Source organism: Pseudidiomarina terrestris (genome assembly GCF_030466375.1).
GTDB lineage: Bacteria > Pseudomonadota > Gammaproteobacteria > Enterobacterales > Alteromonadaceae > Pseudidiomarina > Pseudidiomarina terrestris.
In genome coordinates this window covers 750,989-777,972 of the sequence record NZ_JAGGJE010000001.1, presented here as the reverse complement: position 1 = coordinate 777,972, position 26,984 = coordinate 750,989, and the positions used below count along the sequence as shown (strand labels likewise).

Below are 26,984 nucleotides of genomic sequence, written 5' to 3'. Positions count from 1 at the left end.
CGCAGAAACCTTAGTCGTTATCGTCATTATAGATTTGTTGAAATAAGGCCAAAGTCTGGTAGTCACCTTTTGCCCCGGCCTCACGCATCATCCGCGTGGGTGCGTGTAAAAACTGATTGGTCAGACGCTGGGTCAACTCTGCTAACACCTCGTCCGCTGGCTTCCCGGCGGCCAACTGATTCGACGCCCGCTGCATTTGCTCTTGCGCCAGACGCTCGGTCTGTTGACGAAAGTCGCGCAATACATCGACATGATCCAGCGTCCGCAACCAGCTCATAAAATTTTGTGTCTGCTCGGCGATCATTGTCTGCGCCTGGCTTGCCGCCTCTTCCCGGTTGCGCAGATTTTCCTGAATAATGCCCTGTAAATCGTCAACACTGTACAGATACGCATCATTCAGATCATTCACTTGTGCTTCAATATCACGCGGCACAGCTAAATCAATCAACAGCATCGGGCGGCGCCGCCGTTGTTTGAGGGCACTTTCGATCAAGCCCTTACCGATAATCGGCAAGGTGCTGGCCGTGGAACTGATGACGATATCCGCCTGCGGCAACAGCTCCGGCAGTTCACCCAGGGTATGGGCGTGACCACCAAATTTAGTGGCAACGGTTTCGGCGCGCATCAGCGTTCGGTTCGCGACAGAGAGGCGTTTCACTCCTATCTCAGTCAGATGTTGCGCCACCAGCTCGGCGGTGTCACCGGCACCGACCAGCAGCACCGAGGCCTGTTGCAGCTCGGCAAAAATATGCCGCGCCAGATTGACCGCAGCAAAAGCTACGGAAACGGCATTTTCACCCACGGCCGTCTCACTGCGCACCCGCTTGGCAATATGAAAAGTCTGTTGAAACAAACGCTCCAGAATCCCGCCCACACTGGCTTGGTTCTTGGCGAACTGGTACGCCTGTTTGACCTGACCGAGGATCTGCGGCTCGCCTAAGATCAACGAGTCCAGTCCACTGGCCACCCGCATTAAGTGCTCAATAGCTTCCGCGTCGGTATGACAATAACTGTGTTCCTGCAACTGGGTTGCGGACACCCCGTGATAACCTGCTAACCAGCCCAGCAGTAAATCTACCGAAGGACCATCAACACTGTCGGCATGACAGTAGATCTCGGTGCGATTACAGGTCGAAACAATGACGGCTTCGCGCACGCCAGTCTGCGCACGCAAAGCGGGTAGCGCCTGATGCAGCTGCTCGGGAGAGAAGGCCACTTGCTCGCGCAAATCGACCGAAGCGGTTTTATGGTTAACACCGAGTGCAAAAATAGTCATAATGAAAAGTAAGCGAGCCTCTGGCACTGCAAAACGCCGCTAATTGTACGTTAAAGGCCCGATGATGAAAAGCACACCAACAGTGGGAAACCTTCATGAAAGTACGTCTACTGCTAATCGTTGCCCTACTGCTGAGTGGCTGCGCGGCAGCACCTCCGGAAATTCCGCTGAGTGCAATCGATCGAAATGCCGCTGAACGCCATCAGCAGGCTATCGCCAGCCTGACAGACTGGAGCATCAGCGGACAGCTCGCGCTGTTTAATCGTGTTGAAGATGACCGTGACGCGGTTTACCTTGAGTGGCAGCACACCCCTGGCGAAATGCGTCTGCGCTTTTATCATCCATTGAAAGGCACCCTGGCGCGCCTTGAGGAAGATCTCACCGGTGCCACCTTCTTCGATGAAGAAGGGCAGCCCTATTACGGTGTTACTGCCGAGCAACTGATTGCCCGCATCTTCAATTTTCAGCTGCCCCTGCAGCTGCTCAGCGAGGTCATCACCGGCCGGCGTCCTGATGGCGCAGTGCAGCTGAGCTATCAACTGCATGATCTTGACGGTAAGCCCTACGCCACACTGAATCGGTATCTGGTGACAACGACCAGCGAGAAGTGGCAGGTTGAACTAAGCAACTACCAGGCTGAGCAATCCTATCTTATGCCTCATCAACTGGAACTTGTCAGCCCTGAGTGGCGCATTAAATTAAAGGTCAGTCAGTGGAAACTTTAGTCTTACCCGCACCGGCAAAACTCAATCTGTTTTTGCATATCACCGGCCGTCGCAGCGATGGCTACCATGAGTTACAGACAGTATTCCAGTTCCTCGACCGGCACGACAGTTTGAGCTTTACCCGCTTAGCGACCGCCAAGCTCGACTTTCAATGCTCTGACCCAGAGCTCGAGAATGATGACAACCTGGTGGTGCGGGCAGCCCGCGCCTTGCAGGACTGGGCGGTAGCCAATAACCAGCCCGCACAAGGCGCCCGCATTATTCTTGATAAGCGGCTTCCCTACGGCGGCGGACTCGGCGGCGGTTCATCGGATGCGGCCACCACATTGCTGGCCTTACGCCAACTCTGGCAACTGTCGCTGAGCACTGAGCAACTGGCTCAGCTGGGGCTGCAACTCGGCGCCGATGTCCCGGTGTTTATCCACGGCCATGCGGCGTTCGCTGAAGGCGTAGGTGAACGCCTGACGCCGGTGGCTCCAGCCAGCCCCTGGTATTTGGTGGTGGACCCTAAAGTACATATTCGCACCGCTACTATTTTTCGGCATCCCGAGCTGCGCCGCGACTGCGCTCCGATCAATAGCTGGGATTGGAGTACCCAACACACCGAAAATGTATTCGAGCCTTTGGTACGTCGTTTGCACCCCGAAGTTGCCAACGCCCTCGACTGGTTGGTAGAATACGCGCCAACTCGGCTTACGGGTACCGGAGCATGCCTTTTCGGATCATTTGAAAGCCAAGAGATGGCCCGCGCTGCCCTGGCAAGGATGCCTGCACAATGGACAGGATTTGTCGCGCGAGGCCTGAATGAATCCCCGGTCTGCCAGCAACTGCGGCAGGCTTCAACTGACAACCTGACCAACCATGATTGAGGTTTAGTGTGCCTGACATGAAGCTATTCGCTGGCAACGCCACGCCAGAACTCGCCCAGAAAATTGCTGACCGACTCTTTATCAAACTCGGTGATGCCGAAGTTGGCCGTTTTAGTGACGGTGAGATCAGCGTAATGATCAACGAAAATGTCCGCGGTTCTGACGTTTTTATCCTCCAGTCCACCTGTGCTCCAACCAACGACAACCTGATGGAACTGATTGTCATGGTCGACGCCTTGCGTCGTGCATCGGCAGGTCGTATCACCGCGGTGATGCCCTACTTTGGCTACGCCCGTCAGGATCGTCGCGTACGTTCGGCCCGGGTACCTATCACCTCCAAAGTTATCGCCGACTTTCTCTCCAGCGTGGGTGTGGACCGGGTATTAACCGTTGACCTTCATGCAGAGCAAATCCAGGGCTTCTTTGATGTTCCTGTTGATAACGTCTTTGCCAGTCCGGTATTACTCGAACACCTGCGTCAGCAAGATTTTGATAATCCTGTTGTGGTTTCCCCTGATATCGGTGGTGTAGTAAGAGCACGAGCCATTGCCAAACTGCTGAACGATATCGATCTCGCAATCATCGATAAACGTCGCCCCCGTGCCAACGAGTCACAAGTCATGCACATTATTGGTGACGTGCAAGGCCGCGACTGCATAATCGTAGACGACATGATCGATACCGGCGGTACCTTGTGTAAAGCTGCAGATGCGCTCAAAGAACATGGTGCACGCCGCGTCTTTGCTTATGCCACGCATCCGGTATTCTCAGGCAATGCGGTAGGTAATATCCGCGACTCGAATATTGATCAGGTGGTTGTGACTGACAGTATTCCTCTGAGTGCAGAAATGAAAGCACTGGACAAAGTTCATCAACTGACCCTCAGCGGCATGCTTTCCGAAGCCCTGCGCCGTGTCAGCAATGAAGAGTCTATCTCGGCAATGTTCGAGTATTGATTGAATTCCGGGGGCGCGAGTGGTACTATTCCGCGCCCTCGAAATTGACCTAAAGAATTTCAGGAAAGTGTCGGATATTTGGTCGCGAATAACCGACTTATTTTTATTTAACGGAGACACTCCATTATGTCGACTATAGATTTTACTATTCAAGCAGAGCTGCGTAAGGATACAGGGAAAGGTGCGAGCCGCCGCCTGCGTCGCGCAGACAAAGTGCCTGCAATCTTGTACGGTGCGAACAAAGAAGCCGTTTCGTTAACGCTGGATCACAACAAAGTGAACAACATGGCGGACTACGAAGCCTTCTATTCGCACATTTTGACGCTGGTCATCGACGGCAAGAAACACCAGGCCATCTTGAAAGACGTACAACGTCACCCTTACAAGCCAAAACTTACTCACCTTGACTTCCAACGCGTAGAGAAAGGTCAGAAGCTACATACTCACGTTCCATTGCATTTCTTGAACGAAGAAACTGCTAAAGGCGTGAAAGATGAAGGTGGCGTTGTTGTTCACCATGTGAATGACGTTGAGATCAACTGCTTGCCAAAAGACTTACCAGAATATCTGGAAGTTGACGTGGCCGGTCTTGAAATGGGTCAAACCTTGCACTTAACCGACCTGCAACTGCCAAACGGCGTTGAACTGGTTGAGTTAACCAAAGGTGAAGATCACGACCAGGCGGTTGTATCTATCATTGCTCCACGCATTGAGAAAGAACCAGAACCAGAAGCTGAAGAAATTTCTGCGGAAGTTCCAACGGCTAAAGAAAGCGAAGAAGAAGACAAGAAAGACGAAGAATAAGCTCGTCATGTCTGCAATTCGTTTAATCGTGGGCCTGGGTAATCCAGGCCCCGAATATTTGCAAACCCGCCATAACGCTGGCTTTTGGTTGGTCGATGAGTTCGCTCGCCGACACGGACAAAGCTTGCAACCTGAAACGAAGTTTTTCGGCCACACCGCACGCATTCAAAAAGGTAGTTGGGACGTACGTTTACTCCAACCCATGACCTTTATGAACAAAAGCGGCAAAGCAGTGGCGGCATTAGCAAACTTTTTTAAGATCCAGCCTGATGAAATACTCGTCGCGTACGACGAGCTCGACTTACCTCCCGGTGTGGCAAAGTTCAAAACCGGCGGCGGTAGTGGTGGTCATAATGGTATTAAAGACATCACTGCAGCATTGGGTAGCCCTGATTTTCATCGCTTACGTATTGGTATCGGTCATCCCGGTCATAAAAGTAAAGTCACCGGGTATGTGTTAGGCAAGGCGCCAGCAACTGACCAGCATCTGATGGACGATACCATTACGCAAGCCTGCGCCAGCATCGAGTTAGTGATCGCTGGTGATATGCGCGCTGCCCAGCAGCAATTACATAGTTTCAAAGCACAGAGCGAGAATTAAGATGGGATTCAAATGCGGTATTGTCGGCTTACCTAATGTGGGTAAATCGACCTTGTTCAACGCCTTAACTAAAGCCGGAATCGAGGCAGCCAACTTCCCTTTCTGTACTATCGAGCCAAACACTGGTGTGGTCGCAGTTCCCGACCCACGGCTGGATCAACTCGCTGCTATCGTCAATCCACAGCGGGTACTGCCAACAACGATGGAATTCGTTGATATCGCAGGCCTGGTCAAAGGCGCCTCCAAAGGCGAAGGTCTGGGTAACCAGTTCCTCGCCAACATTCGTGAAACCGATGCGATCGGGCATGTGGTGCGTTGCTTTGAGAACGACAATATTGTTCACGTCGCCGGCAAAGTGGATCCACAATCGGATATAGAAGTGATCAACACCGAACTGGCCCTGGCCGATCTGGATAGCGTTGAAAAGGCTATTCATCGCCAGTCGAAGAAAGCTAAAGGCGGCGATAAGCAAGCCGCTGCGGAAATTCAGGTGTTGGAGAAACTGCTGCCAGCTCTGGAAAACGGCGAAATGGCTCGCTCGGTAAGCCTGACCAAAGACGAGCGCGCTACCATTCGCTCCTACAACCTGCTGACTCTGAAGCCGACCATGTACATCGCCAACGTCAACGATGACGGTTTCGAGAATAACCCATATCTGGATAAGGTTCGTGAGATCGCTTCCAAAGAAGACGCTATCGTGGTGCCGGTATGTGCTGAAATCGAATCAGAGATCGCTGAACTTGACGATGAAGAGAAAGTTGAGTTTATGAACGACCTGGGGATTGAAGAGCCAGGCCTCAATCGCGTCATTCGTGGTGGCTATGAACTGCTCAATTTACAGACCTATTTTACCGCGGGTCCGAAAGAAGTTCGTGCCTGGACCATCCCTATCGGTGCAACGGCGCCACAGGCGGCCGGTAAGATTCACACTGACTTTGAGAAAGGTTTTATCCGCGCGGTGGTCGTCGGTTTTGACGATTACGTCACTCACAAAGGTGAGCAAGGCGCGAAAGAAGCTGGTAAACGTCGTGAAGAAGGCAAAGAGTACATTGTTAAAGATGGCGATGTGATTCTGTTCCGCTTTAACGTATAAACCTGTAGTGAACACAAATACATAGGCAAAGGCCGCTCAGATGAGCGGCCTTTTTTATAGGTCTTAACACAACGCTAAGCAGCTAGCGTGCAACAATCTCACCATGCAACTCAGCTAGCCGTGCCAGCAATTTATTCTGAGTTGCTGTTGGCACACCTTCCGCTTCCATGGCAGCAATCAAGTCTTCAACGACAGCATTAAACTCAGCGCGAGTAATTGCCATGCCGCGGTGGACTTCCACCATATCGGCACCGGTATAGGTGCAGGGACCGCCCGTCAGTTCGCAAAGATGTAAACTCAACATGCGATGAAAGCGGTCAATGTCGACATTCTCGAAATGATGAATCACGCGTTCATCCTCTGCGATCTCGAGTACAAAGGTCGTCATCAAATCGCTAATTCCCTGCTGGGCGCCAAGTTCCTGATACAAAGTGTCAGATTTGGCCTGTGCCAGCGACGGCGCAATACTCACAGCGCAGAGAACTAGCAGCGCAACTAAATGTTTCATGATGGTACCTTAAAAACTAATCTGTAAAGAAGCGTAAGCGCCGGTTTGATCGGGAAGCCCTGCGATCGATTTCAGATCAACATAAGCGACTACCAAGGCCACGGATTTGTTCGGAAACCAGCCGACAAAGATATCGCGCCAGTCGTACTCCTTGGCAAAGCCGAGATTATCGGGCTTTTGTCGATACTCAGCCCCGATTAACCAATGTCGATTTACAAACATGCCCAGACTGGCTTCCGCCATGGCTTCGTAGTCGTCATTTTTATCGCCGCCAAAACCTAACAAGCCGAGTTGATTGGCTTTGGTGGCGCGAAGCGTAAGATTGGCCACCCAGGTCCGTTCAAAAGGTCCGGCTAACCATGCTTTTGCAGCACTTAGATAAATATCAGTGCCGCTATCGTCGGCGGCTCCAACCGCCTGGGGCAATGCAAAAGTGGTGTTACGTTTGTGCTGCAGGCCCAAGCTGATTTGCGGCAAATCTCCGTACACCAGGTCTCCGCTTAGTCGCACCTTGAGGCCATAGATTTGCTGCTGAAGATCACCACCGATGGTATTGAGACCCAGGCGTTGCTGAGCATAACTCATTTCAATGCGGTTACCATAAGTGACGTTGAGACTCTGCACGCCGAGCTGAAAGTCGTCAACGTCGGCAAAATTGCCGTTGACTGTAAAGCCCCACTCGCCTTTTTCAGCGTAGCTGGCCGTCGTCGCCCATGGCACGATACCGCCGCCACCGGCTCCTTCAATAGAAGTGACTGCTCCCGTAGCTAAGAGTTTGCCGTCGCCGGCATAGGCCTGCGAGCCAGTCAGTAAAGCCGCCATGAACAACCAGCTGCGCCAGGTTCTAGGATAAAGTTTGATCATGTTGTGCTTGGTCATCTTGCCCTTGCTGTATGAATTGCCCTGACTCATTCATTAACCATTGTTCAAATTCCGCCGCCGCCAGAGGACGGCTAAAATAATACCCCTGTAACGTGTCGCAGCCCATATCTTGCAGCACCCGCCAGGCAGATTCTTCTTCGACCCCTTCGGCGACGGTCGACAATTGTAACTGATGCGCCAGACGCAGGGTTGAGTGTACGATGATGCGATCTTTGTTGTCTGCTTGCAGAACGCGGATAAAGCTCTGATCCAGTTTTAGTTCATCTACCGGCAGGTGCTTCAACTGTGCCAGCGATGCATAGCCCGTACCGTAGTCATCCAAAGCAATTTTTATACCCAGAGCCCGTAATTCAGTCAGCCGCTTCTGAGCTTGCTCCAGATCCGCCATAACGGCGCTTTCTGTGACCTCCAGCGTGAGGTTCTGCGCCGACAGTCGGCGTTGCGCTAGCTGCTGTTGAATAAAATCTACTAAGCTCGCATCCTGTAAGTCAATCGCCGATAAATTCACGGCCACTTGTAGTTGATGTCCCTGCTCGAGCCAATACTGTTGTTGATTGAGTGCGGTTTCGCAGACCCAGCGAGTGACACGCAAAATGTCACCGGACTGTTCAGCCAGCGGGATAAATTCATCGGGGCGAATCACACCCAGCTGCGGGTGGTGCCAACGGACCAGGGCTTCAGCACCTAACACTTCGCCACTGTTACAGCTCAGCTTCGGCTGATAATGCAACTCCAGTTTACCCCCGGCAATGGCCTCCGGCAGTGCCTGCAGCACTTGCAACCGGCGCATGTAATTCTCGTCACTGCCTTGCTGATATTCAGCCAGTAACTGCTTATCCTGCTGGGCCAGGCGCGCAGCGAGTTGGGCCCGTCTTAACAAGGCGTCTACTTCATTTCCTTGCTCGGGATAACGCACCAGCCCGGCACGAAATTCCAGCCGATAAGAGGTATCCGCCACCTGCCATTTTTGCTGCACCAGCTTTAACAGTCGCTGTCTCAACTCATCCGGCTGCAGCTGTTCATTACAAGCCAGGACAAATTCGTCGCCGGCCAGACGCGCCAAAAAACAGTCTTTGGCAAATTCCTGCTGCAGACGACGTGCAACCAACTTTAAAATCTCATCGCCAAAACGCTGTCCAAGTCGATCGTTTAACTCCCGAAAGCGCTGGATATTCAGGGTGAGTGCGTAACCACTGCGGCCCTGTGCAAGTAACTGCTGCAGATACCGATGCAGTGACTTACGATTAGGTAAGCCAGTAAGCAGATCATGCTCAAGCTGATAAACAATCTTTTGTTCACGCTCGGCGATGGCGCCACGCATGGTATTGAAGGTTTCGCCAAGCTTGCCAAATTCATCGTTACGGTCCAGCTCGACAGGCTCACCGTAGTCCCCCTGGCGCAGCGCTTCAGCGGCTGCCGTCAGGCGCTGAAGCGGCTTATTAAACTGCCGCGCTGTGGCCATGGCCAGCAACAGCGCCACCAGTAACGACGCCAGACCAAAGCCAAAGTACTGGGTGCGCAATGCGCGGTATTCCTGGGTAGCTTCCATGCGCGAGGTACTGACCAGCAAATTTACCGAGTTGACCGTAGATAGATGCCCGGCCATTTCTGTTTGCGCCAGCCATTCTTTTACGGCGTCGGGCTGGACATCTGCGAGCAGCGCCTGTTGCTGCGAAAGTGGTAAACTGGAGGCAAAAATCTGCTGCCGTTCGCCGTCAAAAAAGGTGATATCGGCATTGGTCAATTGCTTCAGAGATTGGGCCAGCGCATCGTCGACCAGAAATCCTAAGGTTGCGTAGGCTATAATATCAGGCGCCCGCACGGGCACAGTGACCAGTTGAAACAATTCATCATCGACCTGCCGGATACCGCGGAGATCGGCACCTGAGCGCACCTGAGCCAGGTCATGGGTCGCAGCTAACTCGGTACCGTCCGGGCGATAAAGAGCCATCAACTGGGTACCGATACGCTCACCATGGTTGACCATGGCTGAGATCAGTGTGGCCTCATCACCACTGGCCACCGCTTCACGAAAACCAAAATCACCGGCCAGCACTTGCGCAGCTTGTAAGAGCTGCTCGCCGCGAATACTGAGAAGCTCGCCCAGCACGCGTTCGCTCACGGCCAGTTCACGCTCAACCGTACGCTCAGCCTGGTTTTGCGTTGCAACGGTGACAGCGATCAGCGTGGCGATTAGCACGCCGCCAGCGATACCAACGAAAAGTAGTAACAGGCGCGTGCGAAAACTAGTTAACATTGTCTTTCAATCGGTTAAAACGTTGCTGTAAAGACGATACTGGCGGTGGTGTTTGCTGCTGTCTCAGTACCGGTAATTGCACCACCAGCTGCTGCTGTTCAGCAGCGACCGTCACTTCCTGCGCAGCGGTGGGTTCAGCGCCGAGCCCAGGGTACCAGAGCACAATATCACTGGCGCCCGCTGCAACTTCGAGAACTGCTCTACCGTCCTCATCGGTGGTGACGGACTGCGGATAGGGACTGACATAAATGTAAGCCCGCATATGGTCATGAATGTTGCAGCCAAGTACCACCACTCCCGCCGCTGGGAAGGTCATCTGCGGCGCCTCCCTGTTACTGTACAAAGGCAGTTCAAAAGGCTTAGCGGGCGAGAACGAATAGACCTGATGACGAATGTTGTCGCTGTTGGGAAACTTGACTGTAGCACCGGGCTGAATGGTCAGAATAAAAGGTGCAAACAAACGCTCGACCTGATCCATAACGGCAATTGTAGATGAGGATTGCGGCACAGAGTGCTGGCTCGAGACGACCACTTTAGGTAAAGGGGCACCGTCACTGTCTGTCACCCGCACCTGAAGTTCACGTGCCTCACCGGTGATAGAAATCATGCCTGCAAGAACAAAAATCAGCCCCAGCATTTGAAAGTTACGCATCTTCACCCCATGCTTATAGGTAGTATCGGTCATTAAGTCTGTGAATCACTGGGATTATCCCGTCACACCAGATCAATGAGGAAGCAACTATGTCGAGTCAATTTCGTACTGAAAAAGATAGCATGGGAGAGATAGACGTACCAGCAGATGCTTTATGGCGAGCGCAAACCGAACGCGCCAGACAAAACTTTGGTCTGAGCACGCTGCGCTTCCCGCTGCGGTTTATTCATAGTCTGGCACAAATCAAAGCGGCGGCAGCGCGAGCTAACGGTGCACTTGATTTACTTGAGCCGGACCAGGTTACCGCTATTGTGGCGGCCGCCGACCGGGTTCTGGCAGAAACCAACACCGACCATTTCCCGCTGGATATTTTCCAGACCGGCTCAGGCACCAGCACCAATATGAATATGAACGAAGTCCTGGCAGAATCCGTGCAGCGCGCCAATGGCCCTAACGTTCATCCTAACGACCACGTCAACTGTAGCCAAAGTAGTAATGACGTGATTCCCACCTGCATTCAGGTCAGCTGCGTGCTGGCATTAACCGAGCATTGGCTGCCGGCCATTGTCCAGTTACAGCGTACCATTGAAAGCAAAGCCCAGGAGCTGGAAGAGGTGGTCAAGACTGGCCGCACCCATTTGATGGACGCGATGCCCATTACCATGGCCCAGGAGCTGCGGGCCTGGGGAACTCAGCTACATCATTGTCAGGCCAACGTTAATGAAGTGATTGAACGCTTACGTGCCCTGCCTCAGGGGGGCACAGCCGTAGGCTCAGGCATTAATGCTCCACAGCAGTTTCGCCGACTGTTCTGTGAACAGCTCAGTGAGCGTACCGACCACAAGTTCCGGCCCGCCGATAACCCCTTTGCCGGAATTGCCGGACAGGAGCTCAGCTTGCAGCTGGCCGGTGCACTGAATAGCTGCGGCGCCGTACTCATGAAGATCAGTAATGACTTGCGTTGGATGAATAGCGGTCCGCTGGCAGGGCTGGGCGAAATCGAGCTGCGCGCATTGCAACCCGGCAGTAGTATCATGCCCGGTAAAGTCAATCCGGTGATTCCGGAAGCCGTCGCCATGGTAGCGGCCCATATTGCCGGTAGCTACCAGACCGTGGCGGTTGCGGCGCAGCAAGGTAATTTCCAGCTAAACGTGATGCTGCCGGTCATTGCCTATCACTTACTGGAATCGATTGAAATCAGCGGCAATGCCATGAGCGCGCTGGCCGAGCAAGCCATAAAGGATTTCACTGTCAAGCACGAGCGGCTCGAACAAGCCCTGGCGCGTAACCCTATTCTGGTTACGGCTCTGAACTCAGTGATTGGCTACAATCAGGCAGCTGCCATCGCCAAACAGGCTTATAAAGAGCAGCGTCCGATCATTGATGTGGCGGATGAAATGACAGATTTATCACGGGACGAGCTGGAGCAACTGCTCGATCCTAAACAACTTACCCACGGGGGAATCCCCGGAACTTCCGAGTAAAAGGAGCAATTATGAGTGCCAAGCATGTGGTCATTACTGGCGCCAATCGCGGTATTGGTCTTGCCCTCGCCCGCCAATTTCATGAACGTGGTGACGAGGTTACCGCAGTCTGTCGGCAGCCTTCGCCAGAGCTAGAGCGGCTCGGTGTGGCTATCATCGACGGCATTGATGTCACCGATACCGACGCCCGGAACTTGTTGGCCGAACGCCTGGAAAATGAAACCATCGATATGCTGGTGAACAACGCCGGTATTTTAGAGGGCGATGATTTCGATAGCTTTGCCGAAGACAGTATTCTGCGCCAGGTGGAAGTGAACGCGGTCGCACCGCTAGCGCTCACGCGGGCGTTAAGTTCGCAGTTAAAGCAAGGCAGCAAAGTGATCATGATCACCTCGCGAATGGGCTCCATGGCAGATAATGGCTCAGGTGGCCAATACGGTTACCGCATGAGTAAAGCGGCGTTAAATGCGGCCGGTGTGTCGCTGGCCAATGATTTTAAAGATGCAGGTATCGCCGTTGCTATGTTGCATCCAGGCTATGTGCAGACGGATATGGTCGGTAACCGTGGCGATATTTCCGCTACCGAAGCTGCAACCCGTCTGGTGCAACGAATGGACGAGGTCGAGCTCAGCAACACGGGATCATTTCGCCACAGTAATGGCGAAACTTTGCCCTGGTAAGCCCCTAACGACGATTAAATAACCAAACTATCGGTTTTTTAATCAATCGCACCGTTAAACGCGTATTTTTGCGAAAAAGAGGTTGACGCTAGAGCCCCTGATTTGCATAATACGCGCCGCACTCACCGAGCGCAGTTTTAAAAATATTTGGTATGGCTACGTAGCTCAGCTGGTTAGAGCACAGCACTCATAATGCTGGGGTCGCAAGTTCGAATCTCGCCGTAGCCACCAACCAAATAAAATTGCATGGGCGGACGTGGTGGAATTGGTAGACACGCTGGATTTAGGTTCCAGTGCCTCACGGCGTGAGAGTTCAAGTCTCTCCGTCCGCACCAACCCTCTTCGGTCGAGCGCAAAGTTTTTAAGCCTAAGTTGGGGTATAGCCAAGCGGTAAGGCAGCGGGTTTTGATCCCGCCATTCCCAGGTTCAAATCCTGGTACCCCAGCCACTTAAAAGCTGTTTTCTGAGAGTTGGGGTATAGCCAAGCGGTAAGGCAGCGGGTTTTGATCCCGCCATTCCCAGGTTCAAATCCTGGTACCCCAGCCACTCTCACCTGCTTGTTGCGGTGGTGGCGGAATTGGTAGACGCGCTAGCTTCAGGTGCTAGTGTCCGAAAGGACGTGGGGGTTCAAGTCCCCCCCTCCGCACCATCTTTAAGCAGATGGTGTTCGCAACAAAGCTAAGAAACCGCCAGCTGGCGGTTTTTTTATGTCCGTTATTTCTTCCAGCCCATAGCTGCTTTTATAATCTGCTGTTTCAGCGGCTTGACTTGTGCCACGGCACCAAGCCCTACAGCAATGGCAGCACGTGGCAACAGATGCTCACTACGAAAGCCCCAATGAATGGCGTCCATGGCGCGCATCATCTGTTGATTCACACGCATCTGCTGCCGTTCATAGGCACGCAGTGCCTGACTCAGCGGCTGCTCAGCAAGCTTTGTCAGGAGCACCTGCACGTCGACAAAGCCCAGATTCACGCCCTGCCCTGCTAATGGATGAATGCTGTGTGCTGCGTCGCCGATCAGTGCCACGCCACGTTCATCATGGTAGCGTAATGCCCGTTGGCGACGGAGTGGGAAGCTGGCTTGCTTATGCAGCTTAAATGCACCTATGTGGGGGATAAAGGTTTCTCGTAAGGCCTGTTCAACCTGCTCCGTTGTTACCGCACGCCAGCTTGCCTCGGCCCGATAATCAATTAAACACGCCAGTTGCTCACCCAGAGGTAGTAACGCATAAGGCCCCTGCTCGCGGAACACTTCCCAGGTCGCTGGGGCAAGCGCCTTTTCGGTTTCGACAATGGCCAGTAAACAGCGCATATCGTAGTCCCAGCCGCGCATCCCAATAGCGGCCGCACGCGCCACCGCAGAGTTGCCGCCGTCAGCGCCAAGCAGCAGGTCGTAGGGAAGCGTGTCACCGTCTTGCAACACCAGCTTGCGCGCGGCTAAATCAAACGACCGGACCTGTGTATCGGCGCGTAAATCCACCTGACTCTGTTCACTGAGCCACGACCACATCGCCCGTAACAGGGCATTATTTTCCACCATCACGCCCAGCTGCGGCTGATTCACTTCGGCAGCATGAAAGTCCACGCACTGGCCGTCGCGACTGGTAACACTCAGCCCCTCATAAGCCAAATATTTGGTCTCATCGACCCGGGCCCAGATCCCCAGTTGCTTAAGCCATTCAACATTATTCTGGTGCACCGATGAAATGCGCAGGTCCCAGCCAGGCTCTGCGTCTCCTGCAAGTGGTGAGCGCCCACGTTCAAGTAAGGTGACCGGATAACCTGCTTGCCGTGCGGCCACGGCCGCAGCAGCCCCCACCAGTCCACCTCCAACAATCATCACCTGCATGCTCTTTACCTCAATCGGTTCACTTACCGGCTATCATAAAAAATACTGGCCGTAGAATACAGTAGAGAATACCCCGGAGAGTGCCGCAAAGCATGTTAAACTATCGCCCCTAAAGTCATTTCCCTTTAAGGCTGTGATGGACACTCCACAACGTACCGTCGTAATAGCTTCCCTGCTGGTGCTTGGCGCAGAGCTATGCTTTGCCGGTGTCAGCGCGTTGGTTAAATACCTGAGCACTGCCGTGCCATCAGAGCAACTGGTGTTCTTTCGTAGCCTGATGGCATTGGTCGTACTGCTGCCCTGGATCTGGCGTAAAGGCCCGGCAGCGTTTAAGACCCAAGCCTGGGGTCTGCACCTGAGTCGTGGCGTCGCGGGTCTTGCAGCGATGTATCTGTTTTTTTACGCCATCGCCAATATCCCGCTGGCGCAAGCAACCCTGGTGCTCTTGCTGTCGCCTTTTCTGATCCCGGTGATTGGTCGCGTGTGGCTGGCAGAACAGGTGTTACCGCAAACCTGGCTGGCTATTGCCATCGGCTTTGTCGGCGTTTTCATTTTCCTTAATCCGGTCGCTGCTGAGCTCTCGCCGATCGTGGGTATCGCCTTTATTGCCGCCTGTCTGGCTGCCTTTACCAAAACCCTGATCCGGCAGATGTCGGCCACTGAATCCTCGAGCAAGATTGTGTTCTACTTTTCCGCCCTGTCAACCCTGCTTTCCGGTATTCCGCTGCTGTGGCTGGGCGCGCCGATCGCGATGGAACACTGGCTCGGCATTATCGCCATGGGCGCCCTGGCGGTTGCTGGTCAACTGGGCATGACCAAAGCCTTCTCGTTAGCACCTGCCGCAAAAGTGGGCGTGTTTACCTATAGTTCCGTTATTTTTGCCGCGCTCATGGGCTATTGGTTCTGGCAGGAACCTATCACCTGGCACATGTTAACCGGCGCTGTGATTATCACTGTGGCAGGCTATCTGGCAATTCGCACCCGCCGGAAAGCAGAAACCGGCGGCAAAGTTGGCAGTTAACCTCAGAACAGGCTAAAATAACGTCCCTTTTAAGTTCCACCAACGCAAGTGAGCAAAACGAGTTATGAGCAAGAAGTTATACATCAAAACTTGGGGCTGCCAAATGAACGAGTACGATTCAGCGAAAATGGCTGATCTGCTGAAGGCAACCCATGGCTATGAAGTCGCAGAAGAGCCAGAAGATGCTGATTTGATCCTGCTCAATACCTGCTCGATTCGTGAAAAGGCTCAGGAAAAAGTCTTTCACCAACTTGGCCGTTGGAAAAACCTCAAAGATAAAAATCCAGACCTGGTGATTGGCGTCGGTGGTTGCGTGGCCTCGCAAGAGGGCGATCATATTCGCGCCCGTGCGCCTTATGTCGATATTGTGTTCGGTCCACAGACCCTGCACCGCTTGCCAGCAATGGTGAAGCAGGTGCAAACGGAACACACCCCGATGGTGGATATTTCGTTCCCGGAAATCGAAAAGTTCGACAGTTTGCCAGAGCCTAAGGCTGAAGGTCCGACTGCCTTCGTTTCCATCATGGAAGGCTGCAGCAAATACTGTACTTTCTGCGTGGTGCCGTACACCCGTGGTGAAGAAGTCAGTCGCCCGGTTGATGACGTGCTTTATGAAATTGCCCAACTGGCTGATCAGGGCGTGCGCGAAGTGAACTTGCTGGGACAGAATGTTAATGCCTATCGCGGTGAAAGCTTTGATGGTTCCGTCTGTCGCTTCTCTGAGCTGTTGCATATGGTCGCGGCGATTGATGGTATCGACCGGATCCGTTACACCACTTCGCATCCGGTCGAGTTTACCGATGATATTATCGAAGCCTATGCGACCATTCCGGAGCTGGTCAACCATCTGCATTTGCCGGTGCAAAGTGGCTCTGACCGTGTCCTGACCTTAATGAAGCGTGGCCACACCGCGATTGAGTACAAATCGCAAATCCGCAAGTTGAAAAAGATTCGGCCTGCTATTGCCATGTCGTCAGACTTTATTATCGGCTTTCCCGGTGAAACCGATGCCGACTTTGAAGCGACCATGGACCTGATTCAGGCCATCGACTTTGATTTAAGTTTTAGCTTCATTTATAGCGCCCGGCCCGGTACTCCGGCGGCAGATTTGCCTGACGATGTAAGTGAACAGACCAAAAAGCAACGTCTGCAACTGCTGCAGCAACGCCTGAACCAACAAGCGCACGAGCATGCCCGGCGCATGGTAGGCACTGATCAGCGCATCCTGGTCACGGGTCCATCGAAAAAGGATCCAATGGAGTTAAGCGGGCGTACCGAAAACAATCGCGTCGTCAACTTTGTCGGCAATCCGAACATGGTGGGCAGGTTCGTTGACGTTAAGGTCACCGATGCCTTTGCCAACTCGTTGCGCGGTGACGTTATTCGTGTGGAAGAAGAAATGGGATTACGTGTGGACACGGCACCGCAGACTATTCTTGCAAAGCAAGCGCGTACCCAACCCGATGCGTTGGGCGTGGCTAGCTTTACTCCGCCCCAACAGTCCTAACAGAAGAGGTCCTTTTGAGTTCAAAAGTTACCACCCTGGATATCGAGCTAGAGCCGGCCGACAGCCGGCGATTAGCAGAACTTTGTGGCCCGTTCGACGAGAATCTGAAGCATGTCGAACGTCGCCTGGGCATAGAAATTACCTATCGCAATCAGGAATTTCGCCTGATAGGCCCGCAACATACGGTCCACGCAGCGGCGAAACTCTTGCGTGATCTCTACCTTGAAACCGCGACCGTGAAGGGTAAAGCCGGCGAAATCGAACCGCAGCAAGTCCACCTCGCCATCCAACAAGCCAATGTGCTGGAACAAGGCGAAGGCGATCCCGCCGCTGAGAAGATGACCCATATCAAGACCAAACGCGGCATGATCAAGCCCCGCAATCATAATCAAGCGGAGTATGTGCGGGCTATTTTAAGCCATGATGTGAATTTCGGTATCGGCCCTGCCGGCACCGGTAAAACCTATCTGGCTGTAGCCTGTGCCGTCGATGCCCTGGAACGTCAGGAAGTGCGTCGCATACTGCTGACCCGCCCGGCGGTTGAAGCAGGTGAGAAGCTAGGCTTTTTACCCGGTGACCTGGCGCAAAAGGTCGATCCGTATTTACGTCCCCTCTACGATGCCTTATTTGAAATGCTTGGCTTTGAAAAAGTCGAGAAGCTGATCGAGCGCAATGTTATCGAAGTTGCACCACTGGCTTACATGCGTGGCCGTACTCTGAATGATGCCTTTATCATCCTTGATGAGAGCCAGAATACGACCTGCGAACAGATGAAGATGTTTCTTACCCGGATTGGTTTTAACTCACGGGCAGTGATCACCGGAGATATTACTCAGGTCGATTTACCGCGTGGTCAGAAGTCAGGTCTAAGGCACGTGATCGAAGTATTACGTAACGTTGAAGACCTTAGCTTTACGTTCTTTCAGGCTGGTGATGTAGTGCGTCACCCCGTGGTACAGCGTATTGTGCAGGCCTATGAAAACTTTGACGAGCGCCAATGACCCTAACCGTTGATTTACAAGTCGCCAGCAACGCCGCCGACCTGCCCACCGCTGAGCAAATCGAGCGATGGGTGGCAGCGGCGCTCGCCGGGCACCAGTGGCAAGACGGTGATGCCGAGCTTACGGTGCGGGTGGTCGATGAAACAGAGGGACGAGAGCTCAATCGTGACTATCGCGAACGCGATTATGCTACCAATGTGCTATCGTTTCCTTTTACGGCCCCGATTCCCATGCCAGTGACTTTGCTGGGCGACCTGGTGGTCTGCGCCCCTGTGGTCGCGCGCGAAGCTGCCGAGCAGGACAAGACCTTGGTCGCACACTGGGCGCATATGATTGTACACGGAACCTTGCATTTGCTAGGTTATGACCATATTGAAGATGCCGAGGCGGAACACATGGAGCGCCTTGAAACAACGATTCTAATCGGCTTAGGGTTTGTCGACCCTTATGAGGCTGATGCAGGTAACTAAACGGAGCACTGCCCGCTAATGAGCGATGACCATCCCCACTCTACCAACGGTTCTGCGAGTAAATCGTGGGCAACCAAACTGTTGCAACTTTTTACCGGAGAGCCGAACAGCCGCGAAGAGTTAGTCGATATGATTCAGGACGCCGAAGAACGCGACCTGATTGATAACGACACCAAGGAAATGATTGAAGGCGTACTTGATGTTGCTGAACTGAAAGTTCGCGACATTATGGTGCCTCGCTCGCAAATGGTAACCATCGACATCAATCAGACCGTCGATGCGTTCTTACCTATCGTTATTGATTCACAACACAGCCGCTACCCGGTGGTGAGTGAAAACAAAGACCACGTGGAAGGTATCCTGCTCGCCAAAGACCTGCTGGCCTATGGTTTTGGCATGACTGACGACGAGTTCTCACTGGCGAAAGTCATTCGTCCGGCAGTCATTGTCCCGGAAGGCAAACGCGTCGATGTTCTGCTGAAAGAGTTTCGTTCACAACGCTATCATATGGCAATTGTGGTCGATGAGTATGGCGGTGTTTCAGGGCTGGTCACCATCGAAGATATTCTTGAGGAAATCGTTGGCGAAATCGAGGACGAAACCGATTACAACGAAGACTCGAAAGCCGATATCCGCCGCATTAATAAATCACGGTTCTCGGTAAAAGCTTTAACCACCATCGAAGATTTCAATGATTACTTCAGCACTCAGTTTGGTGATGAAGAATACGATACCATCGGTGGTATGGTCGCGCATGGCTTTGGCCATCTGCCCAAGCCCGGTGAAGAAATCACCATAGGCGGTATCGCCTTTAAAGTTACCGGTGCCGATAAGCGCCGCATCTCACAGCTGCAGATCAGCTTCCCGGAGCACGTCACCGAAACCGACCCGGATAGCTAAAATGGCATTTGCACAGTCCCGCTGGTATCCCGCCCTGACGCGACTCGGCTGTATCCTGCTAGGTCTGCTGCTGGTCTTCAGCTACGCACCTTTTGCTCAAGCCTGGCTCACCTTGCCGGTGCTTATTCTGTTGGTCCTGTTGTTGCGTGATAAGACGCCTCGCGAGGCCTGGCAGCTTGGCTATTTCTTTGGTTTGGGCTGGTTTACCGCTGGCCTGAGCTGGATTTACGTCAGTATCGATACCTTTGGCGGCCTACACCCGCTGGCCACTGTCGCCATTCTGTTACTTCTGTACCTGTATCTTAGTTTGTTTCCTGCGCTGGCTTTTTGGGCCTGGCGCTGGCTGAGTACGCGCTTTCATGCCCAGGCGTACTGGACCTTACCGCTTACCTGGCTTGCCGCCGAGACCTTGCGCGGCTGGCTGTTCACTGGCTTTCCCTGGTTAGAGCTTGGCTATACGCAAACCGATACCTGGCTAGCCAATTACGCACCATGGTTTGGTGGCAGCGCCATCACTGTAGTGCTTTTTACGGTGGCACTGCTCAGCGTCCATTGGCTGCGCCAGCGTACCTGGCATGCGCCGGCGTTGATTGCTGCGTTGCTGCTGATACCACTGGTATTACCGCAACTGACCGCGGTATCTCGTACCTCCGACAACGTCAGTATCGCACTGGTGCAAGGCAACATTAATCAATCGATTAAATGGGATCCCGATCAGCACTGGCCTAATCTGAGCCGCTATCTGGATCTAAGTCGTCCACTTTATGCCGACCACGATGTCATTATCTGGCCAGAATCGGCCGTCACCATGCCGGAGCCTTATACCGATGATATTCTGGAGGTCATTCACGATGAAATGGCCACCACGCAAACGGCCTTTATTACTGGCATCATCGATATTCGCAAGGACAACTATTACAACTCAGTGATTGCGCTGGGTCAGGACGGCGCCCAGGGCGTGGCTGAAAGTTATCAGCATGGTCACAGCAACCGCTACCAGAAACACCAGTTACTGCCCATTGGTGAATTTGTCCCCTTTGGTGATTTGTTGCGGCCGCTGGCCCCGTTATTCAATCTCCCCATGTCTTCTTTTAGCCGGGGTGACGCTGTACAAGAGCCATTGCGCGCACACGGCTGGGAATTCAGCACAGCCATTTGTTACGAAATCGCTTTTCCCGGCCATGTTCGCGCCAACATGACCGGCAGTACCGACTTTCTGCTAACCGTCAGCAATGACACCTGGTTTGGTCGCTCCCACGGACCCGCGCAACACATGGAAATTGCGCGCATGCGTGCCATCGAACTGGGTCGTCCGCTGATCCGGGCCACCAATAGTGGCATTACCGCAATGGTCGATGAGCACGGCGACTGGCTGGCCCGCGCACCACAATTCGAAAGCACAACCTTGTCGGCGGAAGTGCCACTGGTCAGCGGAATAACTCCCTACTATCTATGGGGAGCTTACGGCACCTGGTTGCTGGCAGTATTGATCGCTATTCTTGGGGTATTGCCCGTAGTCAATCGACGACAAAAAAAGTAAACTATCTACAGTTTTAGTGTCCATTAACCACAAATTGGAACAAACCATGGAAAACATCATCGCAGCAATCTTATTTGCGGTTCTTACCGCAGCCGGAACTCTCGGCGTTTCCAGCATCGGCATGTTCATTTTTCATCGCAACGCAGATGACCGTGATGCTGAACAGCGCGCTCGTTTTGAATATGGCTTTTTTGGCCTGGCCGGACTCGTGGTCATGCTTTTAATGTGGTACGCACTGTAAGCAACGTTTCATTTTCACGCCGTCGAATAAATGGATTCTCAGATGTCAAAAGTTATGCAGGATAACTACGATCCAGCGCAAATCGAAGCCGCCGTCCAGCAACGCTGGGAACGCGATAAAGTTTTCGAAGTCAGCGAACAGCAAGATAAAGAAAAATTTTACTGTTTGTCGATGTTCCCGTACCCCAGTGGCAAGCTGCATATGGGCCACGTGCGCAATTATACCCTTGGCGATGTCGTCGCTCGCCACCAGCGCATGCAAGGCAAAAATGTCCTGCAACCGATGGGCTGGGATGCGTTTGGTCTGCCCGCTGAGAATGCCGCGATTCAAAATGAAACGGCCCCGGCGAAGTGGACCTATCAAAATATTGACTACATGCGTAATCAGCTTAAATCATTAGGTTTTGGTTACGATTGGTCGCGTGAAGTAGCCACCTGTCAGCCTGAGTATTATCGTTGGGAACAATGGTTTTTCACCAAACTTTATGAAAAGGGTCTGGTGTATAAGAAAAACGCCACGGTGAACTGGGACCCTGTCGATCAGACCGTACTTGCCAACGAGCAGGTCATTGATGGTCGCGGCTGGCGCTCAGGTGCGAAGGTCGAGCAAAAAGAGATCCCGCAGTGGTTTATCAAGATCACTGCCTATGCCGATGAGTTATTGCAGGACCTCGACCAGCTTGAAGGCTGGCCCGAGCAGGTTAAAACCATGCAACGCAACTGGATCGGTCGCTCAGAAGGTGTCGAAATCGATTTCAGCGTGCAGGATCACGACCAGCCCCTGACAGTCTATACCACCCGCCCGGACACCCTGTATGGCGTGACCTACATGGCTGTAGCGGCACAACATCCGCTGGCTCAGGAAGCAGCGGCCAATCATCCGGAGCTGGCGGCGTTCATTGATTCCATCAAAAACGCCAAAATGGCCGAAGCAGAGCTGGCTACCATTGATAAAAAAGGCATGCCCACCGGGTTCTATGCCAAGCACCCGTTAACCGGTGAAGCTATTCCGATCTGGGTGGCCAATTTTGTCCTGATGGATTATGGCTCTGGTGCGGTGATGGCCGTCCCTGCACATGATCAGCGTGACTGGGAGTTTGCCACGGCTTACAGTTTGCCGATTAAACCGGTCATTGACCCGGCCGCAGGTGAACACGACATTAATACCGCAGCCATCACCGAGAAAGGTACCGTGATTGACTCAGGTCCTTACAGCGGAATGAGCAGCGAAGCGGCTTTCGACGCTATCGCCGCAGCGCTTGCTGAGCAAGGCATTGGCCGTCGTCAGGTCAATTACCGTTTGCGCGACTGGGGTGTTTCCCGGCAGCGTTACTGGGGTGCACCGATCCCAATGCTGAAGCTTGCCGACGGCAGTTCCGCACCCGTTCCTGCCGACCAGCTGCCGGTGATTCTGCCTGAAGACGTGGTCATGAACGGCACTCAATCGCCGATTAAAGCTGACCCTGAGTGGCGCAAGACCACCTATAATGGCGCTCCGGCCGAGCACGAGACCGATACCTTTGATACCTTTATGGAGTCGTCCTGGTACTACGCTCGTTATTGCAGCGCCAATTTTCATGACGGCATGCTCGACCCTGAACAAGCCAATTACTGGCTGCCTGTCGATCAGTATATCGGTGGTATTGAGCACGCCATTTTGCATTTGCTGTATGCGCGCTTTTTCCACAAACTTTTGCGTGATACGGGTCTGGTCAACTCCGATGAACCCTTTAAACGTCTGCTAACTCAGGGAATGGTGCTCGCCGACAGCTATTTCCGCGAAGATGCCAGCGGTAAGATCACCTGGTTCTCTCCGGTTGATGTCGATATCGTTGAACGTGACAGCAAAGGTCGTATTGTCAAAGCTGTGCTGCGCACTGACGGTGAGGAAGTCACCTACGGTGGCATGACTAAAATGTCGAAATCGAAAAACAACGGCATTGACCCGCAAATGATGATCGACAAATACGGTGCTGACACCGTGCGCTTGTTCATGATGTTCGCGGCGCCCCCGGAAGCCACGCTGGAATGGTCAGACTCCGGCGTTGAGGGTGCTCAGCGCTTTTTACGCCGTGTCTGGCGTCTGGTTGGCGACTATGTTGCAGTGGCAGACCAGGAGCATAGCTCTGATTTCAGTGAGCTTAGCAATGCTCAGGAAGACCTGCGCCGTGAAGTTCACCGTACCATCGAGAAAGTTTCTGATGATATGGGCCGTCGGCAAAACTTTAATACCGCTATTGCCGCGATCATGGAACTGTTAAACCGGCTCCAAAAAGCTGAGCTGAATTCTGCTGTAGACCGCGGCATTATGCGTGAGGCACTGGATGCAGTAGTGCTTATGCTGGCACCTGTTACTCCACACCTCAGCGAAGTGCTGTGGCAACAATTAGGGCATCAGGACGATATTACCTTCGCTGCCTGGCCGGCAGTTGATAGCTCAGCTCTGGTTGCCTCGAGCATCCTGGTGGTAGTGCAAGTGAACGGTAAAGTTCGCAGTAAAATCAACGTGGACGCCGAGACCGACAAGGACAGCGTGATTGCCGCGGCTGTGGCCGATGAAAATGTACAGCGCTTCCTTGCCGACAAAACCATTCGTAAGCAAATCTATGTACCCGGGAAACTGGTCAACATTGTTGCCAACTAACGCGAACTTATAATGATTAGGACATAACATGCGTACACTGCTGCTCGGATCCTTGATGTTTTTACTTGTGGGCTGTGGTTTTCAGTTACAGGGAAGCTACAAGCTACCGGATGATCTGCAGCAGTTACGTATCGAAGCGCCGCAGTTTAGTGAGTTCGCAGACGAAGCGCGCCAGCGTTTTCAGCTCGCTGGCGCAGAGCTGGTCGATGATGCCGCGGCGGTTACAGTACAGATCCTCGATGACAGTCTTACCCGCCGTACCCTGAGCTTGTCTGCCAGTGGCCAGGTCGCCGAATACGAATTGATTTACACCGTCAATTACCTGCTTAGCCGCCCTGAGCAAGCAGACAAAGCACTGCAAATTGAGGTGTTCCGGGATTATCAGGACGATCCGAACTTTGCTTTAGCGAAAACCCGCGAACGCGAGGTGCTGGTGGCCGAAATGCGCGAGCAAGCGGCACAGCAAATGGTGCGTCAGGTCATCGCACAAGTGAGCGAGTAAGCCCATGCAACTGGGGCAACTGCAAGGTCACCTGCAACAGCACGGGCTACCGCCGCTGTTATGCGTGTTTGGCGATACCCCGCTACTGCTGGATGACGCACTGCAACTCATCCGCCAGCAAGCCCGCCAGCAAGGCATTGATGAGCGCCAGCGCTTTATTCAGGACAGTCAGTTCGACTGGCAACAATTGCAAACTGACAGCGTCAATCTGGGCCTGTTTTCCAGTCAGCGTCTGCTTGAGCTCGACATGCCGGAGGCCAAGCCCGGCCGCGAAGGTGCTGAAGCCCTCAAACGCTACTGCGCGGAATTACCCGATGACCAGATCCTGGTGATTACCGGTCCCAAACTCAAGCAAGACCAGCTCAAAGCTAAATGGTTTAAGTTACTGCAAGCCGCCGGCCCCGTAGTCCAGGCCAACAGTCCTGAGCGCCGTGAACTACCGCAGTTTATTCAGCAGCGCGCGCAACGCCACCAGCTCAGTCTCAATGGTGACGCCACACAGCTGTTGGCGGACTGGTTTGAGGGGAACTTACTGGCGCTTGATCAGGAACTGCAAAAACTAGCGTTAATGGATGCTCCGCAACCCTTAACCACCACCTTCATCATGGAAGCCGCACAGGATCAAAGTCGGTTCACGGTATTTGCCCTACAGGACGCAATTTTACAGGGCGATTTAACGAACGCCCTGCGCCGCTTGCAACGCTTGCTGGAAGAAGAAACTGAAGTCGCGATCCTGAATTGGATGCTGCAACGTGAAGTACATAAAGTGCAGCAATTACAACAACGCCAGCTCAGTACCAACGAACTCATGTCGCTTGGTATCTGGCGTAATCAGGAAGGTGCCTACCGTGCCTTCGCGCAACGTATCGAACCGTCCCACCTGGCCCGCCTGCAACAACTTCTGGTCCGGCTGGAATTCGCTTTTAAACGCGACTCAGGAGAAGATCTGGCGACCTTGTACTGCCATATCCTGATGCTGCTGTGCCAACCCCAACGCACCCCTGAGTTTTTGACCTCATGCTACGAGTAATTTTTGGCGGCACTTTCGATCCGATCCACAACGGTCATGTGCAGACCTCATTAGCCGCGTTTCGTCTGCTTAAGGCGGATCTTATGCAGGTCATGCCTAGCGCACAGCCGCCACATCGTGACTACCCCGGCGCGACTCCAGAGCAACGCCTGGCCATGGTAAGGCTAGCTTACGCAGCACATGCTGATATCGTCGCAGAGAACTGGGAACTGGAACGCGAACGGCCCTCCTATAGCCTGCTCACCTTGCAGGAAATGCGCGCAACCTGGCCACAGGATCAGCTCATTTTTCTGCTTGGCAATGACGCCTTCGCCAAGCTGGACAGCTGGCATGGCTGGCAACAGCTGCTGGACGTCGCTCACCTTGCTGTCATGCAACGGCCGCATGAAACCTCAAGCTGGTCAGAGGGTGTCCGGCAGCTTGCTGCCAGCCACCAGGTCGATAACGTGCAGGAGCTGCATGACCGCCCCGCCGGCTGCATGATTTGCTTACCCACCCCGGAGATCGAAGTCTCGGCAACCTTATTGCGCGACCGAATTGCCACCAGTGGTGCCTGGGAGCAATTTGTGCCTGAAGCTGTGGCGGCCTACATCAAACAACAACAGCTGTATCAAACCGATTAAGGCAACTGCTTTTCCGAATCAGTCGTGGTAAACTATGCGCCGTTAAAACCGTCTGTTTAGGAGAGTTTCACTTTTGCAAGCTGAACAATTACGTGACTTCGTTATCGATAAACTCGAAGATCTGAAAGGCCGTGACATCAAAGTCCTTGATGTCCATGAACAAACTGATATTGCCGATTATATGGTGGTTTGTTCCGGGAATTCAAAAACCCACGTGAAAAGCCTGGCCAACCATGTTGCCACAGAAAGTAAGCATCATGGTGTTCCGCCCATTGGTGTAGAAGGCGCAGAAAGCTCCGAATGGGTGCTGGTCGACCTTGGCGATATCGTGGTTCACATCATGCAGGAATCGATTCGCGATTTTTATGAGCTTGAGAAGCTCTGGGGTCCGCGTTAATGCGTATCCAGCTGATTGCAGTTGGCCAGAAAATGCCAAGTTGGGTCAGCACCGGGTTCGAAACCTACGCCAAACGTCTACCGGCCGATTGCCAGTTACAGCTCATTGAGATCCCTGCCGGTAAACGCGGCAAGAATGCCGATGTCGCACGCCTGACCAAGCAGGAAGGCGACGCTATGCTGGCCGCCATTGGCAAAGGTAACCGGGTCGTCACACTCGAAGTCGAAGGGCGAGCCTGGGATACCCCTAAGCTTGCCTCTCGCCTTGCCGACTGGCAAATGGATGGCCGCGATGTCAGCTTATTGATTGGCGGCCCTGAAGGTCTCGCCCCCGCCTGCAGCGCGGTTGCTGACGAGCGCTGGAGTTTGTCAGCGTTAACCTTGCCACATCCGCTGGTGCGGGTTATTGTAGCCGAGGCTCTCTACCGAGCCTGGAGTATCAACGCCAACCACCCGTACCACCGTGACTAAG

27 protein-coding genes and 5 tRNA genes are annotated in these 26,984 nt (G+C 53.3%); 26 read left to right on the top strand and 6 right to left on the bottom strand.

The features are described from left to right. Positions 1-10: 10 nt before the first annotated feature. Positions 11-1,276, bottom strand: a complete 1,266-nt coding sequence (gene hemA, locus J6J28_RS03670; RefSeq protein ID WP_301719967.1) for a glutamyl-tRNA reductase — start codon at positions 1,274-1,276, stop codon at positions 11-13. 95 nt (positions 1,277-1,371) lie between these two features. On the opposite strand from hemA, the gene lolB reads away from it, so the two are divergent. From lolB to ychF, 6 genes are all read left to right on the top strand, one after another. After that, on the top strand, positions 1,372-2,001 hold the full coding sequence (gene lolB, locus J6J28_RS03665; RefSeq protein ID WP_301719966.1) for a lipoprotein insertase outer membrane protein LolB: 630 nt from the start codon (positions 1,372-1,374) through the stop codon (positions 1,999-2,001). After that, a complete protein-coding gene (gene ispE / locus J6J28_RS03660) occupies positions 1,989-2,870 on the top strand; it encodes a 4-(cytidine 5'-diphospho)-2-C-methyl-D-erythritol kinase (RefSeq protein ID WP_301719965.1) in 882 nt (293 codons plus the stop codon). Before lolB ends, ispE begins: the two co-directional genes overlap by 13 nt. Positions 2,871-2,878: 8 nt before the next feature. Next, complete coding sequence (locus J6J28_RS03655) at positions 2,879-3,826, top strand: ribose-phosphate pyrophosphokinase (protein WP_301719964.1); 948 nt, start codon at positions 2,879-2,881, stop codon at positions 3,824-3,826. Positions 3,827-3,952: 126 nt separating this feature from the next. Then, positions 3,953-4,630, top strand: coding sequence for a 50S ribosomal protein L25/general stress protein Ctc (locus tag J6J28_RS03650; protein ID WP_301719963.1), 678 nt, complete (start codon positions 3,953-3,955; stop codon positions 4,628-4,630). A gap of 7 nt (positions 4,631-4,637) precedes the next feature. Then, on the top strand, positions 4,638-5,231 hold the full coding sequence (pth, locus tag J6J28_RS03645) for an aminoacyl-tRNA hydrolase (RefSeq protein ID WP_301719962.1): 594 nt from the start codon (positions 4,638-4,640) through the stop codon (positions 5,229-5,231). 1 nt (position 5,232) lies between these two features. After that, the gene (gene ychF, locus J6J28_RS03640; RefSeq protein WP_301719961.1) at positions 5,233-6,324 is read left to right on the top strand and encodes a redox-regulated ATPase YchF; all 1,092 of its coding nucleotides are present in this window, start codon (positions 5,233-5,235) and stop codon (positions 6,322-6,324) included. Positions 6,325-6,406: 82 nt separating this feature from the next. Here ychF and J6J28_RS03635 read toward each other — a convergent pair whose 3' ends face one another. Genes J6J28_RS03635 through J6J28_RS03620 form a run of 4 tightly spaced genes read right to left on the bottom strand, consistent with a single transcriptional unit; the run spans position 6,407 to position 10,623 of the window. Beyond that, positions 6,407-6,832, bottom strand: coding sequence for a group I truncated hemoglobin (locus tag J6J28_RS03635; RefSeq protein WP_301719960.1), 426 nt, complete (start codon positions 6,830-6,832; stop codon positions 6,407-6,409). 9 nt (positions 6,833-6,841) lie between these two features. Then, positions 6,842-7,711: a DUF3034 family protein gene (locus J6J28_RS03630; RefSeq protein WP_301719959.1), complete on the bottom strand. Its 870-nt coding sequence runs from the start codon at positions 7,709-7,711 to the stop codon at positions 6,842-6,844. Then, the gene (locus J6J28_RS03625; protein ID WP_301719958.1) at positions 7,677-9,971 is read right to left on the bottom strand and encodes a putative bifunctional diguanylate cyclase/phosphodiesterase; all 2,295 of its coding nucleotides are present in this window, start codon (positions 9,969-9,971) and stop codon (positions 7,677-7,679) included. The genes J6J28_RS03630 and J6J28_RS03625 overlap by 35 nt, the downstream gene beginning before the upstream one ends. Further along, on the bottom strand, positions 9,961-10,623 hold the full coding sequence (locus J6J28_RS03620) for a methylamine utilization protein (RefSeq protein ID WP_301719957.1): 663 nt from the start codon (positions 10,621-10,623) through the stop codon (positions 9,961-9,963). Before J6J28_RS03620 ends, J6J28_RS03625 begins: the two co-directional genes overlap by 11 nt. 89 nt (positions 10,624-10,712) lie before the next feature. Between J6J28_RS03620 and J6J28_RS03615 the strand changes: the two genes are divergently transcribed. The 7 genes from J6J28_RS03615 (at position 10,713) to J6J28_RS03585 (ending at position 13,436) form a co-directional block, all read left to right on the top strand. Further along, complete coding sequence (locus tag J6J28_RS03615) at positions 10,713-12,107, top strand: class II fumarate hydratase (RefSeq protein ID WP_301719956.1); 1,395 nt, start codon at positions 10,713-10,715, stop codon at positions 12,105-12,107. An 11-nt stretch (positions 12,108-12,118) separates the two neighbouring features. After that, positions 12,119-12,787, top strand: a complete 669-nt coding sequence (locus J6J28_RS03610; RefSeq protein WP_301719955.1) for an SDR family oxidoreductase — start codon at positions 12,119-12,121, stop codon at positions 12,785-12,787. A gap of 154 nt (positions 12,788-12,941) precedes the next feature. Next, positions 12,942-13,018: transfer RNA gene (locus J6J28_RS03605), tRNA-Met, on the top strand. A 19-nt stretch (positions 13,019-13,037) separates the two neighbouring features. Beyond that, a tRNA-Leu gene (locus tag J6J28_RS03600) sits at positions 13,038-13,122 on the top strand. Between the two features lie 38 nt (positions 13,123-13,160). Beyond that, positions 13,161-13,235: transfer RNA gene (locus tag J6J28_RS03595), tRNA-Gln, on the top strand. A 23-nt stretch (positions 13,236-13,258) separates the two neighbouring features. Continuing rightward, positions 13,259-13,333: transfer RNA gene (locus tag J6J28_RS03590), tRNA-Gln, on the top strand. 16 nt (positions 13,334-13,349) lie between these two features. Beyond that, positions 13,350-13,436: transfer RNA gene (locus J6J28_RS03585), tRNA-Leu, on the top strand. Positions 13,437-13,501: 65 nt separating this feature from the next. Here the strand turns inward: J6J28_RS03585 and J6J28_RS03580 are convergent. Then, positions 13,502-14,638: an FAD-dependent monooxygenase gene (locus J6J28_RS03580; protein WP_301719954.1), complete on the bottom strand. Its 1,137-nt coding sequence runs from the start codon at positions 14,636-14,638 to the stop codon at positions 13,502-13,504. Between the two features lie 136 nt (positions 14,639-14,774). On the opposite strand from J6J28_RS03580, the gene J6J28_RS03575 reads away from it, so the two are divergent. The 13 genes from J6J28_RS03575 to rlmH all read left to right on the top strand — a co-directional run bounded on the left by J6J28_RS03575 (position 14,775) and on the right by rlmH (position 26,983). Continuing rightward, positions 14,775-15,659 carry a DMT family transporter gene (locus tag J6J28_RS03575; RefSeq protein ID WP_301719953.1) on the top strand — a complete coding sequence of 295 codons (885 nt, stop codon included), beginning with the start codon at positions 14,775-14,777 and terminating at the stop codon, positions 15,657-15,659. Between the two features lie 64 nt (positions 15,660-15,723). Then, on the top strand, positions 15,724-17,166 hold the full coding sequence (miaB, locus tag J6J28_RS03570; RefSeq protein WP_301719952.1) for a tRNA (N6-isopentenyl adenosine(37)-C2)-methylthiotransferase MiaB: 1,443 nt from the start codon (positions 15,724-15,726) through the stop codon (positions 17,164-17,166). A 14-nt stretch (positions 17,167-17,180) separates the two neighbouring features. Continuing rightward, the gene (locus tag J6J28_RS03565; protein WP_301719951.1) at positions 17,181-18,167 is read left to right on the top strand and encodes a PhoH family protein; all 987 of its coding nucleotides are present in this window, start codon (positions 17,181-17,183) and stop codon (positions 18,165-18,167) included. Then, the gene (gene ybeY, locus J6J28_RS03560) at positions 18,164-18,637 is read left to right on the top strand and encodes an rRNA maturation RNase YbeY (protein WP_301719950.1); all 474 of its coding nucleotides are present in this window, start codon (positions 18,164-18,166) and stop codon (positions 18,635-18,637) included. Before J6J28_RS03565 ends, ybeY begins: the two co-directional genes overlap by 4 nt. Positions 18,638-18,655: 18 nt before the next feature. Next, the gene (gene corC, locus J6J28_RS03555; RefSeq protein ID WP_301719949.1) at positions 18,656-19,537 is read left to right on the top strand and encodes a CNNM family magnesium/cobalt transport protein CorC; all 882 of its coding nucleotides are present in this window, start codon (positions 18,656-18,658) and stop codon (positions 19,535-19,537) included. 1 nt (position 19,538) lies between these two features. Further along, entirely contained in the window at positions 19,539-21,077 is a 1,539-nt protein-coding gene (gene lnt, locus J6J28_RS03550) for an apolipoprotein N-acyltransferase (RefSeq protein WP_301719948.1), read from the top strand. Between the two features lie 46 nt (positions 21,078-21,123). Then, positions 21,124-21,318: a hypothetical protein gene (locus J6J28_RS03545; protein ID WP_301719947.1), complete on the top strand. Its 195-nt coding sequence runs from the start codon at positions 21,124-21,126 to the stop codon at positions 21,316-21,318. A gap of 54 nt (positions 21,319-21,372) precedes the next feature. After that, on the top strand, positions 21,373-23,961 hold the full coding sequence (gene leuS, locus J6J28_RS03540) for a leucine--tRNA ligase (protein ID WP_301720791.1): 2,589 nt from the start codon (positions 21,373-21,375) through the stop codon (positions 23,959-23,961). A 28-nt stretch (positions 23,962-23,989) separates the two neighbouring features. Continuing rightward, positions 23,990-24,463, top strand: coding sequence for an LPS-assembly lipoprotein LptE (locus J6J28_RS03535; protein ID WP_301719946.1), 474 nt, complete (start codon positions 23,990-23,992; stop codon positions 24,461-24,463). A 4-nt stretch (positions 24,464-24,467) separates the two neighbouring features. Next, positions 24,468-25,493 carry a DNA polymerase III subunit delta gene (gene holA, locus J6J28_RS03530; protein WP_301719945.1) on the top strand — a complete coding sequence of 342 codons (1,026 nt, stop codon included), beginning with the start codon at positions 24,468-24,470 and terminating at the stop codon, positions 25,491-25,493. Further along, positions 25,481-26,116 (top strand): nicotinate-nucleotide adenylyltransferase, encoded by a 636-nt coding sequence (nadD, locus tag J6J28_RS03525; protein WP_301719944.1) that lies wholly within the window; start codon positions 25,481-25,483, stop codon positions 26,114-26,116. Before holA ends, nadD begins: the two co-directional genes overlap by 13 nt. Positions 26,117-26,189: 73 nt before the next feature. Continuing rightward, positions 26,190-26,513: a ribosome silencing factor gene (rsfS, locus tag J6J28_RS03520; protein ID WP_301719943.1), complete on the top strand. Its 324-nt coding sequence runs from the start codon at positions 26,190-26,192 to the stop codon at positions 26,511-26,513. Then, positions 26,513-26,983 (top strand): 23S rRNA (pseudouridine(1915)-N(3))-methyltransferase RlmH, encoded by a 471-nt coding sequence (rlmH, locus tag J6J28_RS03515; protein ID WP_301719942.1) that lies wholly within the window; start codon positions 26,513-26,515, stop codon positions 26,981-26,983. Before rsfS ends, rlmH begins: the two co-directional genes overlap by 1 nt. The last annotated feature ends 1 nt before the right edge of the window (position 26,984 follow it).